Genomic DNA, 17,181 nt, shown 5'->3' with positions numbered 1-17,181 from the left:
AGCCTCTGTTACCAACTTGTCTTGCATACGTCGGCCCATTGCCCAACCAACAATCTTTCTACTATAAACGTCTATAAAGACAGATAAATAAAGTATTCCTTCTTGTGTAGGGATATAGGTTAAGTCTCCTAGACATAATTTATTCTTACCAGTCGCTTGGAAACATTGATTAACAAGATTGGGACGAGTTAATGAAGAACGTCGACGGTTATAGTATTTATATTTATATCGACTTCCTTTAGCATAGAGACCTAACTGATGAAGGAGTCTACCAACACGTTTATGATTGACATGCATGCCACGTCTACGAAGTTCTTGGGTAATTCGTACACTTCCGTAACGCTCTTTATGTTCATAGAAAATGGCTTTAATCATTTCCTTCAAAGCTTCATTCTCAACATGCCTTGAAGATGGACGACGTTTTAAATAAGCATAGAAACCTGAATGGGAAACTTGAAGAGTTTGACAGGCGTGATGAATATTCAAGCTAACACTATTTTCCTTCAGAAACCGAAATTTTATTTCCGGTTTGGCTTCAAGAAGACCTGGAACTTTTTTAGAAGAGCTAATTCCTCCTGTAGCAGTTTGTTCTCTTTTTCAAGTTTTTTTATCTCAAATTGAGCATGACGAAGTGCGCTCCCGTGTCCTGTGAACGCACTTTCTCCATATTTTTCATATTCTTGAATCCATCGATAAAGACTATTGGGATGAATTTCTAAAGTTGAACTAACCATTTTTACAGACTGCTCTTCCTCAAGGTTGAGTTTTACAGCAGAGAGTTTGAAGGCTTTATCAAAGGTTTTTCTTGGCATAATGACTTTTCCTCGTTTCCACTTAATTTTGTGTCTACTTTATTATACCAAGTCCACCCCAAAAGTTAGATTTGTTGTCAAACTTTTGGGGTGCAGTTCATTATCTCTTCTATTTTATATTTAGTTGGCTTGAGCCCATTTTTTAGCCAGGGTTCTAGAGAACTGGGAAATAGACATATTAATTAGAAAATAAAGCCCGGCTACTATGCCATAGAGAAGAAAAACGTCCTTTGGTTCAAAATAGCGGCCCATTAAAATTTGACTATTGCCAAAGAGCTCTTGAATAGCAAGAACAGAGTAGAGCAAGGAAGTGTCTTTAATAACAGTGACAAACTGGGAAATAATCGCTGGGAGCATTTTCCGGAAAGCTTGGGGAAAAATAATTAAGCGGAACACCTGAAAATGGGTAAATCCTTGAGATAAACCAGCTTCCGTCTGCCCATGATTAACGGCATTTAACCCTCCTCGAATGATTTCAGCTAGGGCAGCAGACGTAAAGACTGTAAAGGCAGTGATTCCCGCAGAGATGGATTCCATTTTAAACACTAAAAAAATGATAAAAATCCACAACAAATTGGGCACATTTCTGACAAATTCAATATAAATGCTAGCAATCAGACCAAGTGGCTTGGAGTGGCTATTACGCATCACCGCTAGAAGTGTTCCAAACAAGGTTGATAAGATAATAACGACTAGAGAAATAAAGAGAGTTAAGCCCAACCCTTCTAGCAAGAAAAGGAGATTGGAGTAAGTTAATAAGGGTGACATACATGGTCTCCTTTCTAAAGAGAATAAGTTTCTTTGTTACGCTCTTCTTGCCGACGTCCAAAGATGGCGATAGGAAAGCAGAGAATAAAGTATAAAAAGGCAGCTCCTGCAAACGCGGATACATAATAAGTCGTGTCATAAGCCCATACTTTAGCAGTAAACATAAGGTCTGCTCCTGAGATAATAGCAACGATAGAAGTGTTTTTGATTAGGTTAACCACTTGGTTTGTTAAAGGCGGTAAAATAGTTCTCACCGCCTGAGGGATGATAATCAGAGACATGGTTTGTAGACGTGTAAATCCTTGAGATAAGGCCGCTTCGGTTTGTCCTTTAGGAACAGCTTCGATACCAGAGCGGATGACTTCTGCAATGTAAGCCGCGTGATAAAGGCCTACACAACAGACAGTAGTCAGAAAAGCAGATGGCATGATGAAGCCTTTAGAGATGATAGCAAGACCATAATACATAAAGACGACTTGAACCAATAAGGGTGTGTTTTGATAAAACTCGACATATATTCTTGCGACGACACGGCTTCCTTTTTGCTTAGCGGTGGAAAGACCACCTATTATCACACCGAGCACCATAGCTAACAAAAGCGCTGCTAAAGAAACGCCTAGCGTATAAAGGAATGCCTTAAGAAATAGTGGAAAGTGGTTAAAAAAAGCTGTCCACTGAGGTAAGGCAACTGAACTCGTAGTTGTTAATAAAGTCATGGCTTCTCCTTTCTTATGGTTTTCTTGTGGCAGGTGTCAATCCATGCTTACGATAAATCTTAGCAAGGCTTCCATCTTTTTGCCATTGCGCAAGCAATTTATTGATACGGGTAATCAAGGCTTTGTTTGATTTTGTCGTAGCAACTCCGTAGGCTTGTTGATTAAACCCTTCGGTTAAGATAGTTGTTTTTTGATTGGTGTAACCTGATAAAATGGATTTATCCACACTAAAACTAGCGATGCGATTGGCGTACAGTGAGATGGCGAGTTCAGGATAAGAACCCAACTGGACAAATGAAAAGGATAAGTCGTGAGCTTTACCATATTCTTCAATAGCATTTTTAGTGGTTGATCCTTGGGCCACTCCAATTGTTTTTTGATCGAGCTCCTTAATGGATGTGATTGCATCGGATTTTTTGACTAAGAAACCAATTTCATCTAAATAATAAGGGTTAGAGAAGGCATATTGCTTTTGGCGTTCAGGTGTAATAGTATAAGTGGCAATAATCATATCTAACTGTTGATTATCTAGTAAGGCTTCTCGAGTTTGAGCAGTTACAGCAGTAAACTGAGGCTTAACGTTCAAAGCTTTAGCAATTTTTTTGGCAATATCAATTTCCATTCCTTCAAACTGACGGTGCTTAGGATGATAATACCCGAAATTAGGGACGTCTTGTTTGACACCGATACGGAGTTGCCCTTTCTTAGTAATTTGTTTTAAGATGTTAGGGGTTGTCAACTCGCTTGCCTGGCTTAAACTAGGGCAAATCAGTGTCAGCAAAAAACAGAGAACTAACAGAGAATACTTTTTCATTAGCAAGCTCCTTTACCGTGTTTTTTCTGTTTTGTGGTGACTACGGAATCACTTGTATGGTTAATCATTTTGCTCAAAAATTGTTGGGCACGAGGTTCCTTAGGATGATTGAAAAAGCCTTCGACATCGGTAGTATCTTCTAATATTTCGCCGTCTGCCATGAAGATGATGCGATCGGCGACTTCTTTTGCAAATCCCATTTCGTGGGTTACCACAATCATGTTCATTCCTTCGGCAGCAAGGTTTTGCATGACTGCTAACACATCACCAATGGTTTCAGGATCAAGAGCAGAAGTAGGTTCATCGAAAAGGAGTAAATCAGGATTCATGGCCAATCCTCTGGCGATAGCAATTCGCTGTTTTTGTCCTCCTGAGAGCATTGACGGATAAGCGTCTTTGCGATCCCACATGTTTACAAAGGTGAGGTATTTTTCCGCTGTTTTTTCCGCTTCCTCACGAGATACGTTTAAGACTTTCATTGGTGCTAATGTTATATTTTCTGACACCGTTTTGTGAGGATAGAGATTAAAATGTTGGAAAACCATCCCTACTTTTTGTCGAAGCGCTACCAATTCTTTCGAACCAGCATTGGCAACTTCAATGTTATTGACAACAAGGCTTCCAGTCTCAATGCTTTCAAGAGCGTTTATGGTTCTAATTAAAGTCGATTTTCCAGATCCAGAAGGACCTAGCAGAACAACAACTTGTCCTCGTTCGATGGTGAGGTTAATATTTTTCAACGCATGGTATTCCCCATAGTATTTTTCCACAGACGTAAATGTAACAAGTGTCATGGTAATCTCCTTTGTGTTAAGTTTTCTTACATAAAAGTAAAAATAGTTTATCACAGCTTTCCTTAACTGTCAACATCATTAGAAAATGGAAAGGTCAGTAGGGAGATTTGAGAGAAAAAGGGTTGCCGTTGTCAATTAGATGGAATTTTTGATATAATCAGATAGAAATAAATATAGGAAGATAAGTCTGTGCCTTTTAGCTAATGGCTTTGAGATACAAACTGTAATGACGATTACAAAAACTTTCTGAGGTATAAACATGAAAAAAATACTGATTGTGGATGATGAAAAACCGATTTCTGACATTATTAAGTTTAACTTGACAAAAGAAGGTTATGACATTGTGACCGCTTTTGATGGCCGTGAAGCTGTTACCGTGTTTGAAGACGAAAAACCGGATTTAATTATTCTTGATTTGATGTTACCGGAATTGGACGGTCTTGAAGTGGCTAAAGAAATCCGTAAAACCAGTCATGTGCCGATTATTATGCTGTCGGCTAAGGATAGTGAGTTTGACAAGGTCATTGGTCTTGAAATTGGGGCAGATGATTATGTTACCAAACCCTTTTCAAATCGTGAACTATTAGCGCGTGTCAAGGCTCATTTACGTCGAACAGAAACGATCGAAACAGCCGTAGCAGAGGAAAATGCTTCTTCAGGTTCACAAGAGTTAACCATTGGTAATTTACAAATTTTACCAGATGCTTTTGTGGCTAAAAAACATGGCAAAGAAGTGGAATTAACCCATCGTGAATTTGAATTATTACACCACCTGGCCAATCATATGGGTCAAGTGATGACACGAGAGCACTTGCTTGAGACGGTTTGGGGCTATGATTACTTTGGCGATGTCCGTACTGTTGACGTGACGGTTCGTCGTCTGCGTGAAAAAATTGAAGACACACCAAGCCGTCCCGAATATATTTTAACGAGACGCGGTGTTGGGTACTACATGAAATCTTATGACTAGAGATATCATTGGAAACTTATCCGCTTTTGAATTAGCGATTCTCTTATTACTTGTTTTTGTTGCCTTTTATTTTATTCACTTAGCGGTGCGTGATTACCGAAATGCCCGTATTATTCGAATGATGAGCCATAAAATCAGAGACCTGATTAATGGCCGTTATACCGACATGATTAATGAGAAGGCGGACATTGAATTGATGGAACTGGCAGATCAGTTAAACGATCTCTCAGACGTATTTCGCTTAACCCATGAGAATCTTGCCCAGGAAAAAAATCGCTTGGCCAGCATTCTGGCCTATATGTCAGATGGCGTACTTGCCACAGACCGTTCTGGGAAAATCATCATGATTAATGAGACTGCCCGCAAGCAGCTCAATCTGACCAAGGAGCAGGCCCTTGAAAAGAATATTACCGATTTGTTGGAGGGAGATACCCCCTATACCTATCGTGAATTGGTTTCCAAAACGCCTGTTGTGACGGTCAATAGTCGCAATGACATGGGTGAGTTTGTGACATTACGTTTACGCTTCGCCTTAAACAGACGAGAAAGTGGTTTTATTTCTGGTTTGGTTGTGGTGCTCCATGACACTACAGAACAGGAAAAGGAAGAACGTGAACGCCGGTTGTTTGTTTCGAATGTGAGTCATGAGTTGAGAACTCCTTTGACATCGGTAAAATCCTACTTGGAGGCTCTTGACGAAGGTGCCCTCAAGGAAGATATTGCCCCAAGTTTTATCAAGGTTTCTCTTGATGAAACCAATCGGATGATGCGAATGATTTCCGATCTTTTAAACTTGTCTCGCATTGATAACCAAGTAACTCAGTTATCTGTCGAGATGACCAATTTTACAGCTTTTATGACGTCTATCCTGAACCGATTTGACCTAGTTAAAAACCAGCACACCGGTACTGGCAAGGTTTATGAAATTGTGAGAGACTATCCGATTACTTCTGTTTGGCTGGAAATTGATAATGATAAGATGACGCAGGTTATTGAAAATATCCTAAACAACGCGATTAAATACTCTCCTGATGGTGGGAAAATCACTGTTCGCATGAAAACAACAGACACGCAATTGATTATTTCCATCTCAGACCAAGGTTTAGGCATTCCGAAGAAGGATCTGCCCCTTATTTTTGACCGTTTTTACCGTGTGGACAAGGCAAGAAGCCGTGCTCAAGGTGGAACTGGTCTAGGGCTTGCCATTGCCAAAGAAATTATTAAGCAGCATCACGGGTTTATTTGGGCGAAGAGTGATTATGGCAAAGGATCAACCTTTACCATCGTCTTGCCATATGAAAAAGATGCTGCCATTTACGAAGAGTGGGAGGATGACATAGATTAATTAATGATTGAAAGTGGTTTTAAATACAGTATTTTAGCATCCGGATCCACAGGCAATTGTTTTTATTTAGAAACACCTAAAAAGCGATTATTAATTGACGCGGGGTTGACTGGTAAGAAAATCACCAGTCTCCTTGCTGAAATTGACCGCAAGCCTGAAGATTTAGATGCTATTTTGATTACACATGAACATTCAGATCATATCAAGGGAGTGGGAGTGATGGCTCGCAAGTACCATTTGGATGTTTATGCCAACGAAAAAACATGGCAGTTGATGGATGAGCGTAATATGCTCGGGAAGCTTGATGCCTCCCAAAAACATATTTTCCAAAGAGATAAGATGTTGACATTTGGAGATGTTGACATTGAAAGTTTTGGCGTTAGTCACGATGCGGTTGATCCTCAGTTTTACCGTATCATGAAAGACAACAAATCGTTTGTGATGCTGACTGATACAGGTTATGTCAGCGACCGGATGTCAGGTATTATTGAAAATGCAGATGGCTACTTGATTGAATCCAATCATGACATTGAAATTTTACGGTCGGGTTCTTACCCTTGGAGTTTAAAACAACGCATTTTGTCAGACATGGGCCATTTGTCAAATGAAGATGGCGCTGGAGCTATGATTAGAAGTTTAGGGCATAAGACCAAAAAAATCTATTTGGGCCATTTGAGTAAAGAAAATAACATCAAAGAGTTGGCTCACATGACCATGGTGAACCAATTAGCCATGGCAGATTTAGCGGTAGGTACAGACTTTACTGTTCATGACACTTCCCCAGATACAGCCTGCCCTTTGACGGATATTTAAGAAAAGATGCTAAAATAAAAAAGAATACGAAAAGTAGCCCTGATTGCTAATATACCAGTCAGGGCTACTTTTTTGATGACTTAAAGAGTAATGTTTTTAGAATTTAACTCTTTGATATAGTTTTCTATTTGATAAAGATACTGACTTTAAAAAGTAACCATAACTGTAATACCTTTCAAACGAGTTAAAGTAATTATGATTGAGAATATATCATTTATTATACAACTTATTAAAAGTTATCGGTGACATCTAAAAAGTCATATAGCAATGTAATTATTAATAAAAGTTTAGATTGGAGCTAGCGGTGAAAGATAGAAAAGTTCTCGTCCTTTCAGTTATCATACTTGTTATAAATGTATTATTAGCTATCGTGAGTCGTGGTAACATGAGTATTTTTAAAAATGGTTTCCTTATGCTGAGCTAATTTGCATTCATGATAGGCTATCTTGTTTATATTATCTTTAAGTCGATACAAACAAGAGAGAATGGGAAATAAGAAGTTCTTTCTCTTTACAAGAATATTTCTACTTTGTCCTATTATCTAGTCTGGATGTTACAACATATAGTTATTCTATTAGTGTTAAATCATTATTTCTAGCATGATGATTACACTTCCAGCTTTATTATTGAGTCGAATGATGCTTCAAATCTCTTGTCAAAAGGTTTAAATTTATTAGAAAAATCCATTTAGAACCAGTTTTCTAGGTGGATTTTTGGTATACTAATAAGGTCTATGACAAAATGAAAGGGGTTTTTTATGAAAAAGCTTGAAGAGTTACTGGCAGCGTCTTTTGACATTTGTTTTGAAGACCACACCTTATTAGAAACGGCCTTTACCCATACATCTTATGCCAATGAGCATCGCCTCCTAAACATTTCACATAATGAACGTTTGGAATTTTTAGGAGACGCTGTTCTGCAATTAATCATCTCAGAATATTTATTTGCCAAATACCCTAAAAAAACAGAAGGTGACATGTCCAAGCTACGTTCTATGATTGTTCGTGAGGAGAGTTTGGCTGGCTTTTCACGTTTTTGTTCCTTTGATACCTATATCAAACTTGGGAAAGGCGAGGAGAAATCTGGTGGCCGCAATCGTGACACTATTTTGGGAGACTTATTTGAAGCCTTTTTAGGCGCTCTTCTCCTAGATAAAGGGGTTGATGAAGTTCGTCGTTTCTTGCAGCAGGTCATGATTCCACAAGTTGAGAAAGGGAATTTTGAAAAGGTCAAAGACTATAAGACCTGCCTTCAAGAACTCTTGCAGTCAAAGGGAGACATTGCTATAGATTACCAAGTAATTAGTGAGAAAGGCCCTGCCCATGCTAAACAGTTTGAAGTGGCTGTCTTTGTCAATGAAGAGGTTCTTAGTAAGGGGTTGGGCAAGTCTAAAAAAATGGCAGAGCAAGATGCTGCTAAAAATGCCCTAGTCCAACTGAGTGAGGTCTAAATGTTTTTAAAAGAAATTGAAATGCAAGGCTTTAAGTCCTTTGCAGACAAGACTAAGATTGAGTTTGATAAGGGAGTGACCGCGGTGGTTGGTCCAAATGGATCAGGAAAAAGCAATATCACAGAAAGCCTACGTTGGGCCTTAGGTGAATCAAGCGCTAAAAGTCTCCGTGGTGGCAAAATGCCTGATGTTATCTTTGCAGGGACTGAAAATCGGAGCCCCTTAAACTATGCTCAGGTAGCGGTGGTTCTTGATAACTCTGACCACTTCATTAAAGAGGCCAAAGAAGTGATTCGGATTGAAAGGCATATCTACCGTAATGGGGATAGTGATTACTTGATTGATGGTCGTAAAGTACGACTTCGTGATATCCACGATTTGTTTATGGATACAGGGCTTGGTCGTGATTCTTTCTCTATTATTTCCCAAGGGCGTGTTGAGGAAATTTTTAACAGTAAGCCAGAAGAAAGACGAGCTATTTTTGAAGAGGCAGCGGGCGTTCTAAAATACAAGACCCGCAAAAAAGAAACGCAAAGCAAACTGAACCAAACACAGGATAATCTGGACCGTCTTGATGATATTATTTACGAGTTAGACAACCAGCTCGTTCCTCTGGAAAAGCAAGCCAAGGTGGCTCAGAAGTTCCTTGATTTAGATGCTAGCCGAAAACAATTGCAACTTGATATCTTAGTAACAGATATTACGCTGGATCAAGCGAAGCAAAGTGACGACAGAGCTGCTTTAGAAAGCGTGAAGCAAGATTTAGCTACTTATTATGCCAATCGTCAGAGCATGGAAGCAGATTATCAACAGCTCAAGCAAAAGCGTCAATCGCTTAGTCATGAGTCTGATCAAACTCAAACGAATTTGTTAGAATTGACCAAGTTGATTTCTGATTTGGAAAAACAAATTGAATTGATCAAGCTAGAAAGTAGCCAAAAAGCAGAAAAAAAGGCAGAAGCCAAGCAGCGGCTGGACCAGTTACAAGACCAGCTACAAGGTTTTAAAGCGGAAGAAAGCCAACGTGCTAAGCATTTGAAAGCCCTCGATCAGCAACTGGAAGATGTGGCTGACCATTTAGCGAGCTTGACTCAAGAATTGGACCGCTTTTCAAGTGATCCAGATCAATTGATTGAACAATTGCGTGAAGAATTTGTAGGCTTGATGCAACAAGAAGCAGAACTTTCCAATCAACTAACAGCCTTAAAAGCACAACTGGAAAAAGAAAATCAAGATCGCCAAAATCAGGCTCAAGAATATCAAGACCTTATCGCCAAGACTGATAGTCTCACTCAGGCTTGTCAAGAAGCAGAAGAAGGTTACAAGGCCCAAAGTGAGCAGGTCAAAACGCTACTTCAAAGTTATCAAACCAGTGAGCAAGACATTAGCCATTTGGAAGGCCGATATCGAGCAGAACAGAGCCGGTTATTTGATTTACTAGATCAGAAAAAAGCTAAGGAAGCCAGACAAGCCAGTCTGGAAGCTATTCAGAGGAGTCATAGTCAATTTTATGCCGGTGTTAGAGCTGTGCTTCAAGCTGCCAAACAACTTGGTGGGATTTTAGGGGCAGTTAGTGAGCACCTTTCCTTTGATACAGGCTATCAAACGGCTCTTGAGGTTGCTCTTGGAGCTAGCAGCCAACACATTATTGTGGCAGATGAAGCTGCTGCCAAAAGAGCTATTGCCTACTTGAAAAGGAATCGACAGGGTCGAGCGACCTTCTTACCATTGACCACTATTAAGGCACGTTCCTTATCAGAAAATCACCAACGCCAATTGGTCACTTGTGACGGTTATTTAGGCACTGCTGAGTCCCTTGTACGCTACGATGCCAAGCTGTCAGCAATTGTTCAAAACTTATTAGCCAGCACCGCTATTTTTGAAACCATCGATCAAGCTAATCATGCCGCACGTCTACTTGGTTATAAGGTGAGAATTGTTACCCTAGACGGCACAGAATTGCGTCCGGGTGGGTCTTTTTCTGGCGGTGCTAATCGACAGAATAACACCACCTTTATCAAGCCAGAATTAGAGCAAGTTGATAGGGATTTAGCGCAACTGAACGAACAACTCAGAGCGGCTGAGAAAGATGTCGCTGCTTTACAGAGAGATGTAGCGGTCAAAAAAGAAGAATTAACTCAACTAAAACTGTCTGGCGAGCAGGCACGTTTAGCTGAACAAAAAGCTCAGATGGCTTACCAGCAACTAAAAGAAAAACAAGATGATTCGCAGGCCTTGTTACAGGCGCTTAGTGAACGTCAGGAAAATACTTCGGATCATGCTTTGATAGCAGAGCAAAGCCGTATCGAAGATGCTCTGGCTAGGATTACTAAGAAGAAGGCTGATTTGACCCATGATATTGGTAATATCAAGGAAAACAAGGACTTAATCAAGCAAAAGACGGACCAGCTTAGTCAAGTCCTGTCTCAGCGCCGTTTGGAGGAAAGAGATTTGCTCAATGAGAAGAAATTTGAGCAGGCCAATCAATCTCGTCTAAAAGCACAATTACAGCAATGTCAGCAAGACATTACCAATCTTGAGAATATCTTGACCAGTCATGTTAGCCAAGATAGTATCCAACAATTGCCGCAGTGGGAAGAACAATTACAGGATGCTTTGCAGCATAAGACGGCATCGCAAGAGCGCTTAGTCCAATTACGATTTGAAATAGAGGACTATGAGGCTCGATTAGAAGAATTGGCCGAGCAGATGACCAAAGAAGGTGAGAAGAACGAGGCCTTTATTCGTCGTCAAACTCAATTAGAAGCTAGCCTAGAACAGGTTGCAAATCGATTACGTACCTATGCTAAAAGTCTGTCAGAAGACTTTCAAATGTCTTTGGAAGAAGCAAAGCTGGCTGCCAACAGTATCGAACAGTTGCCAGCTGCCAGAGAAGAACTTCAGAGCTTACAAAAAGCTATACGCGCATTAGGACCCATTAATAGTGACGCCATTGCCCAGTATGAAGAAGTGCATGAGCGCTTGACTTTCCTAAATGGTCAAAAAGCTGACCTTATGAAGGCTAAAAATCTCTTGTTGGAAACAATTGGCAGCATGGATAGTGAAGTAAAAGCACGCTTCAAAGTCACCTTTGAAGCTATTCGAGATAGTTTTAAGGAAACCTTTACCCAGATGTTTGGTGGGGGTTCTGCAGATTTGGTCTTAACAGAAACAGACCTCTTATCTGCTGGTGTGGAGATTTCTGTCCAACCACCTGGTAAGAAAATCCAATCTCTTAATCTAATGTCGGGTGGGGAAAAAGCCTTGTCTGCACTTGCCTTGTTATTTGCCATTATCCGTGTTAAAACCATCCCTTTTGTCATTCTGGACGAGGTAGAAGCTGCACTAGATGAAGCTAATGTTAAACGCTTTGGTGATTACTTGAACCGCTTTGATAAGGACAGTCAGTTTATTGTCGTGACCCATCGTAAAGGAACAATGGCTGCAGCTGATAGTATTTATGGGATTACCATGCAGGAGTCGGGGGTATCTAAGGTCGTTTCTGTGAAACTGAAAGATTCTCAAAACCTGACTTACTTGTCATAACATTAATTACCTAAAGTTAATAGTACCCAGCCAAGAGGGCTAGGCACTATCATTTTAAAAGAAAGATACCTTTGAGCGAACTAGGAAATTGCTTAAGGGTATTTTTTTGATTTTAAGAGTGAAGAGTAGAGTAGGTCATGAGCGAGGGTGATTTTTTTCTTGTGACGTTGAGAAGGCTTCACTTTAGGAACGTAATGTCTTATTAGTTAAGCTTAAGAATGCTATCCTTTTTTAGAAAATAATGATTATTAAGAATGAATTTTCAGAAAATTGCAGAAAGTTTTTATTTTTTATTTTTAACAAGTTTATTACAACTAAAGGAGTTTTTTATGAACACAAAATAACGTTTTTCTCTCCGTAAATATAAAATAGGCGCTGTGTCTGTTTTGTTGGGAACCCTGCTTTTCATGGGTGGCGTTACAACTGCCTCAGCAGATGCCGTTACAAACGACAGTTCAGTCGCAAGCCTTGTTCAGTCAGCTTCTGCCCACGAAGCCTCCTCCTCTCCCATTGCAGCAATTGTTAAAGAAGAAGCCTCCGTTGCAACCGTTCAAGCTATGCCTTCTAGCGCTGATACAAGCGCTCAGGGAGGGGCGACGTCTATCACTAGTAACATGGCAGAAACTCCTAGCTCCAGTGAGCCTTTGGCAGAAGAAGTAAATCGTCTAGCTGTTGGTGAAAAAGAGGCCACTCCTCAAAACATCGACAGTAATGAGATTATTAGTATTCCTCAGGTTTGGGATAGTGGTTATAAAGGTCAAGGAACTGTTGTGGCTGTGATTGATTCAGGACTTGATAGTCAACATGACGTGCTTCAATTGTCAGATGTTAGTCAAGCAAAGTATCACTCTCAAGAAGAATTAGAAGCAGCCAAGCAAAAAGCGGGGATTACTTATGGCCAATGGTATAACAATAAGGTTATTTTGGGGTATAACTACGTGGATGTCAATACAGATCTAAAAGAAGCTGATAGGGAATCTCATGGGATGCATGTGACAGGAATTGCAACTGGTAATCCAACCAAGCAAGATACTGGTGAGCTAATCTACGGTGTTGCTCCGGAAGCACAAGTGATGTTTATGAGGGTTTTTTCCGACTTGAAAAAAGGAACAGGACCAGCCCTTTATGTCAAATCTATTGAGGATGCCGTTAAGCTAGGAGCAGATAGTATTAATCTTAGCTTAGGAGGGGCTAATGGCTCACTTATCAATACTGATGACCGTTTGACAGCAGCCATTGAAAAAGCACGCCGAGCAGGAGTTGCAGTGGTTATTGCAGCGGGTAACGACGGCACTTTTGGTAGTGGTGCTTCTCAACCATCAGCTCTTTACCGCGATTATGGTTTGGTGGGGAGCTCGTCAACTGCCAGAGAAGCTATTTCGGTAGCTTCCTACAATAATAGCAGTTTGGTTAATCGTGTGTTTACGATTAAAGGATTAGAAAATGATACCACGCTCAATAAAGGACTAGCTGCTTATGCCGATCCTCAATTGAGTGAGAAAACATTTGATTTAAACAAAGAATACAGTTAGGTCTTTGTCAATAAGGGTGAAGATAAGGACTATGCTGATAAAACCTTGACGAACAAGATTGCCTTGATTGAACGTGGAGACCTTACCTTTTCTGAAAAAGTAGCCAATGCCATTAAGCATGACGCTGCTGGAGTGATTATTTTTAATAATAAGGCTGGTGAAGCCAATATCAGTATGGGGCTTGATGAAACAGCACGTGCCATCCCAGCCATTTTTATCCAAAAAGAATTTGGTGATGCCTTGGCGAAGCAAGTCTATAAGCTTGTCTTTAACAATATGAAAGAGAAGCAAGCCAATCCTAAGGCTGGCCTCTTGTCAGACTTTTCAAGTTGGGGCTTAACTGCAGATGGGGAATTAAAACCAGATTTAGCAGCTCCTGGAGGTTCTATTTACGCCTCTATTAATGATAACGAGTATGATATGATGAGCGGAACCAGCATGGCTTCGCCCCATGTGGCAGGTGCTGCGGCCTTGGTTAAACAGTACTTATTGAAAACGCATCCTAATATGCCAAAAGCCGAGATGGAAACCACCATTAAATACTTACTGATGAGTACAGCAAGAGCTCATCTTAACCCAGAGACAAAAGCTTTCACCTCACCTCGTCAGCAAGGAGCGGGTATCATAGATGTTGCAGCAGCCATTCAAACGGGACTTTACCTGACAGGTGGTGAGGATGATTATGGTAGTGTGACTTTGGGAAATGTTGACAATCGCATCCAGTTTGATGTGACGGTCCATAATATTGGACCCGTTGCTAAAGAGTTGACTTATCAAACTTACTTGAATACAGATCAGATTAAGGAGGGCTTTGTCACCCTAGCACCCGAACAACTAGCTGTTATCAAAGGAGGAACTATCCGTGTAGAAGCAGGTCAGACCAAAACCATTACCATTGATATGGATGTTTCCGAATTTCATCATAGATTACATGAGCTTATGCCAAATGGCTATGTCTTAGAAGTTTTTGTTCAATTTACAGACCCTGTTGATGGTGGCGAGGTGGTTAGTCTACCATATGTTGGCTTTAAAGGAACCTTCCAAAATCTAGCAGTATTGGAAAAACCAATTTATAAGATCGTGGCCAATCAGGAAGCTGGTTTCTATTTTGCTCCGGATGCAACGAAAGAAATTCCAGAAGAGGAAAACTACACTGCCTTGATGACCACTACTGCAGATAAGATTTATTCAACAGGTGATACCGGTCCAGTGAGTTTGAAGGTTTTAGGCACTTACCAATCCCCTGACGGCAATTTTATCTTGGCATTGAACAAAGAAGGCAAGCCACAGTTAGTGATTTCTCCAAATAATGATCAAGAGCAAGATTCGTTAGTTCTAAAAGGTGTCTTTTTACGGAACTTTAACAATTTGAGGGCTAAGGTTTATCGTGCAGATGACAAAGCGTTTACTACGCCATTATGGACAAGTGATGCACAATTTGGAGAGAAAAATTATTATAGGAGCAATCCAGATAATCCTAAATCCACTCTTTTAGTCGGGACAGAGTGGCAAGGGACAACAACAGATGGACTCCCATTAGAAGATGGATGCTACAAATACGTGTTGAGCTATTATTCAGATGTGCCGGGCGCTGCTAAACAAGAAACTGTTTTTGATGTCATTTTGGACAGACAGGCCCCAACTTTGACCACTGCCACCTATGATCAGGAAAAACACCTCTTTAAAGCGCGTCTTGCCGTTGAACACGGTGAATCTGGCATTTTTAGAGAACAGGTTTTCTATTTAATCAAAAATCAAGACGAGCATTACAATGAGGTTTTGCGTCCAGATGGGGAAGTTCGTGTCCTTGTTCAAGACAATAAGGTCTTTATTCCTCAAGAAGCCGATGGTAGCTTCCTGTTGCCGGCAGATGCAACGGATTTAAGCCGTGTTTATTATGTGGTAGAGGATTACGCTGGTAATCGTGTGTTTGCGACTTTAGAAGACCTTGTTAGTGTCGGAAATGATAAGGGGCTTGTTAGCGTGAAAATCTTTAGCCCAGAACTCAATAGCAATATTAACTTGGAGTTTTCATATGCCGTTAAAGATGACAAGGGAAATGTCATTGCCAAAGAACATCACGGTCAAGACCTCAATACCCTTAAATTACCATTTGGCACCTACACCATTGATTTGTTCTTGTACGATGAAGAGCGAGCAAAATTAATCAGCTCTCCAAGTGCAACGGTGGTCCTTTCTGAAGATGATAGTGTTAAAGAAGTTGTCTTTACCGTTGATATTTTAACAAAGGCTTCTTACCTTGTTGACATAGATAAAGAGTTACCAAAAGGATCGTCTGTACATCTCCTTAATCAAAATGGGGCTGACATTAATTTACCACGAGCGAAATACTCACGCACAGATTACGGTAAATTTGTGCCGACTGGCGATTACAAATTATCCTTAATATTACCAACTGGTTACGATGTATTCGAAAACCTTGATGAGTTAGTGGTTTCCGTTCTAGATGATGAGGTAAATGTTACCAAATTAACACTAATTAATAAGACAACCTTGTTAGCAACTCTAGCAGATCAAAGCGATCTTATCTTAGATCCTGTCTTTTACAATGCTAGCACTGATGTGAAAACAGCCTACCTCACTAGTTTAGAGAAAGCCCAAGTCTTACTCAAAGACAAAGCTAAACAAGAGGTCATTGATAAAGCTGTTGCGACTTTAGTAAAAGCTCGTCAAGCCCTAAATGGTAAAGTAACAGATTTAACTGCCTTGAGTAATGAAATTCTTGAAGAAGCTAATGTGATAGCCAGCCAATCCTTTACAAATGCTAGTCCATTGAACAGGGAAACCTACCAAAACCAACTGGCAGTTGCTAAAGCATTACTTCAAAAAGCCAAGGTGAGTCAGGAAGAAGTGGAACAGGCTCTGGCAGCTCTGCTCACTGCCAAAGAGCATGTGTTAGGGCATCAGACAGATTACACTGCCCTCCGTCAAATGGTGACCAAAGCATCGGATCTCAAACAAACCGCAGCCAAGTATCAAATGGCAAGCTAGTCTAGCAAAGAAGCTTACGACAACTTGTTGATAGCTGTTCAAAACCTCTTGGAAACTCAAGGAGCTACTCAAGCAGAAGTGGATGCCCTTCTGGCTCAAATTAAAGCAGCAGAGAAAGCTTTAGATGGGCAAGGAAATCTGTCTTCTCAAGAAAACACTTATTATCCACAAGAACAGCTGTTACCAGAAGAATCACAAGAAGCCCCACCTCATTCCATATTGCTGGGTCAAAAAGACTTACGAGAAAGCGAGGTTGCTCAGAAGCGTGCCCAAAGGGTCTTTGCCTTGCTCAATGAGCCTCAAACGCCACTCGCTCGAGCTGTGGTAAATAGCAACAAGAAGCTAGAACACTTACCACAAACAGGTGATAAATCTCCTCAATTATTATTGATTAGTTTAGGTTTTGCCAGCCTATTAATGGTTATCCCACTAGCTTACAAACGCTCTAAGAACTAATACAAACACTTAGATTATCTCAGTTAAGTCACTTAAAAAGCATGGCTTCGTTTTCCGTTGAGGAAAGCGAACTCATGCTTTTTTGAGTTAGTTCTGGTTACTCTTTTTGACAAGATGCTATCCCAGGCAATATCAAAAAAGAAGTTGTTTAAG

At 40.4% G+C, this 17,181-nt stretch carries 9 protein-coding genes and 2 pseudogenes; 6 read left to right on the top strand and 5 right to left on the bottom strand.

The window, feature by feature from the left end; all coding sequences use genetic code 11:
- The 5 genes and pseudogenes from ACYTR8_RS05420 to ACYTR8_RS05400 all read right to left on the bottom strand — a co-directional run.
- A pseudogene (locus ACYTR8_RS05420) lies at positions 1–812 on the bottom strand (IS3 family transposase); the annotation flags it as partial.
- Between the two features lie 120 nt (positions 813–932).
- Complete coding sequence (locus tag ACYTR8_RS05415; RefSeq protein ID WP_269760470.1) at positions 933–1,580, bottom strand: amino acid ABC transporter permease; 648 nt, start codon at positions 1,578–1,580, stop codon at positions 933–935.
- Positions 1,581–1,594: 14 nt separating this feature from the next.
- Positions 1,595–2,296: an amino acid ABC transporter permease gene (locus ACYTR8_RS05410; RefSeq protein ID WP_111715704.1), complete on the bottom strand. Its 702-nt coding sequence runs from the start codon at positions 2,294–2,296 to the stop codon at positions 1,595–1,597.
- Between the two features lie 13 nt (positions 2,297–2,309).
- Positions 2,310–3,110, bottom strand: coding sequence for a transporter substrate-binding domain-containing protein (locus ACYTR8_RS05405; protein WP_269760471.1), 801 nt, complete (start codon positions 3,108–3,110; stop codon positions 2,310–2,312).
- On the bottom strand, positions 3,110–3,904 hold the full coding sequence (locus ACYTR8_RS05400; protein WP_479641797.1) for an amino acid ABC transporter ATP-binding protein: 795 nt from the start codon (positions 3,902–3,904) through the stop codon (positions 3,110–3,112). The genes ACYTR8_RS05405 and ACYTR8_RS05400 overlap by 1 nt, the downstream gene beginning before the upstream one ends.
- A gap of 259 nt (positions 3,905–4,163) precedes the next feature.
- Between ACYTR8_RS05400 and yycF the strand changes: the two genes are divergently transcribed.
- The 6 genes and pseudogenes from yycF (at position 4,164) to ACYTR8_RS05370 (ending at position 17,028) form a co-directional block, all read left to right on the top strand.
- Complete coding sequence (gene yycF / locus ACYTR8_RS05395; protein ID WP_003049952.1) at positions 4,164–4,874, top strand: response regulator YycF; 711 nt, start codon at positions 4,164–4,166, stop codon at positions 4,872–4,874.
- Positions 4,867–6,219, top strand: coding sequence for a cell wall metabolism sensor histidine kinase VicK (gene vicK, locus ACYTR8_RS05390; protein WP_003049953.1), 1,353 nt, complete (start codon positions 4,867–4,869; stop codon positions 6,217–6,219). Before yycF ends, vicK begins: the two co-directional genes overlap by 8 nt.
- Before the next feature lie 3 nt (positions 6,220–6,222).
- Positions 6,223–7,032 carry an MBL fold metallo-hydrolase gene (locus ACYTR8_RS05385; RefSeq protein WP_479640633.1) on the top strand — a complete coding sequence of 270 codons (810 nt, stop codon included), beginning with the start codon at positions 6,223–6,225 and terminating at the stop codon, positions 7,030–7,032.
- Between the two features lie 757 nt (positions 7,033–7,789).
- Positions 7,790–8,482 (top strand): ribonuclease III, encoded by a 693-nt coding sequence (rnc, locus tag ACYTR8_RS05380; RefSeq protein WP_003057240.1) that lies wholly within the window; start codon positions 7,790–7,792, stop codon positions 8,480–8,482.
- Entirely contained in the window at positions 8,483–12,028 is a 3,546-nt protein-coding gene (gene smc, locus ACYTR8_RS05375; protein ID WP_479641796.1) for a chromosome segregation protein SMC, read from the top strand.
- A 368-nt stretch (positions 12,029–12,396) separates the two neighbouring features.
- A pseudogene (locus ACYTR8_RS05370) lies at positions 12,397–17,028 on the top strand (S8 family serine peptidase).
- Positions 17,029–17,181 lie beyond the last annotated feature (153 nt).

It is taken from the genome of Streptococcus sp. F2 (assembly GCF_056500955.1).
Note: the sequence above shows the minus strand (reverse complement) of the source record. Positions and strands in the feature narration are given on the sequence as shown.

Coding starts and splice junctions, on each gene's coding strand:
- rnc (WP_003057240.1), top strand. CDS start 7,790: ATGAAAAAGCTTGAAGAGTTACTGGCAGCGTCTTTTGACATTTGTTTT.
- ACYTR8_RS05385 (WP_479640633.1), top strand. CDS start 6,223: ATGATTGAAAGTGGTTTTAAATACAGTATTTTAGCATCCGGATCCACA.
- ACYTR8_RS05415 (WP_269760470.1), bottom strand. CDS start 1,580: ATGTCACCCTTATTAACTTACTCCAATCTCCTTTTCTTGCTAGAAGGG.
- yycF (WP_003049952.1), top strand. CDS start 4,164: ATGAAAAAAATACTGATTGTGGATGATGAAAAACCGATTTCTGACATT.
- ACYTR8_RS05410 (WP_111715704.1), bottom strand. CDS start 2,296: ATGACTTTATTAACAACTACGAGTTCAGTTGCCTTACCTCAGTGGACA.
- smc (WP_479641796.1), top strand. CDS start 8,483: ATGTTTTTAAAAGAAATTGAAATGCAAGGCTTTAAGTCCTTTGCAGAC.
- ACYTR8_RS05405 (WP_269760471.1), bottom strand. CDS start 3,110: ATGAAAAAGTATTCTCTGTTAGTTCTCTGTTTTTTGCTGACACTGATT.
- vicK (WP_003049953.1), top strand. CDS start 4,867: ATGACTAGAGATATCATTGGAAACTTATCCGCTTTTGAATTAGCGATT.
- ACYTR8_RS05400 (WP_479641797.1), bottom strand. CDS start 3,904: ATGACACTTGTTACATTTACGTCTGTGGAAAAATACTATGGGGAATAC.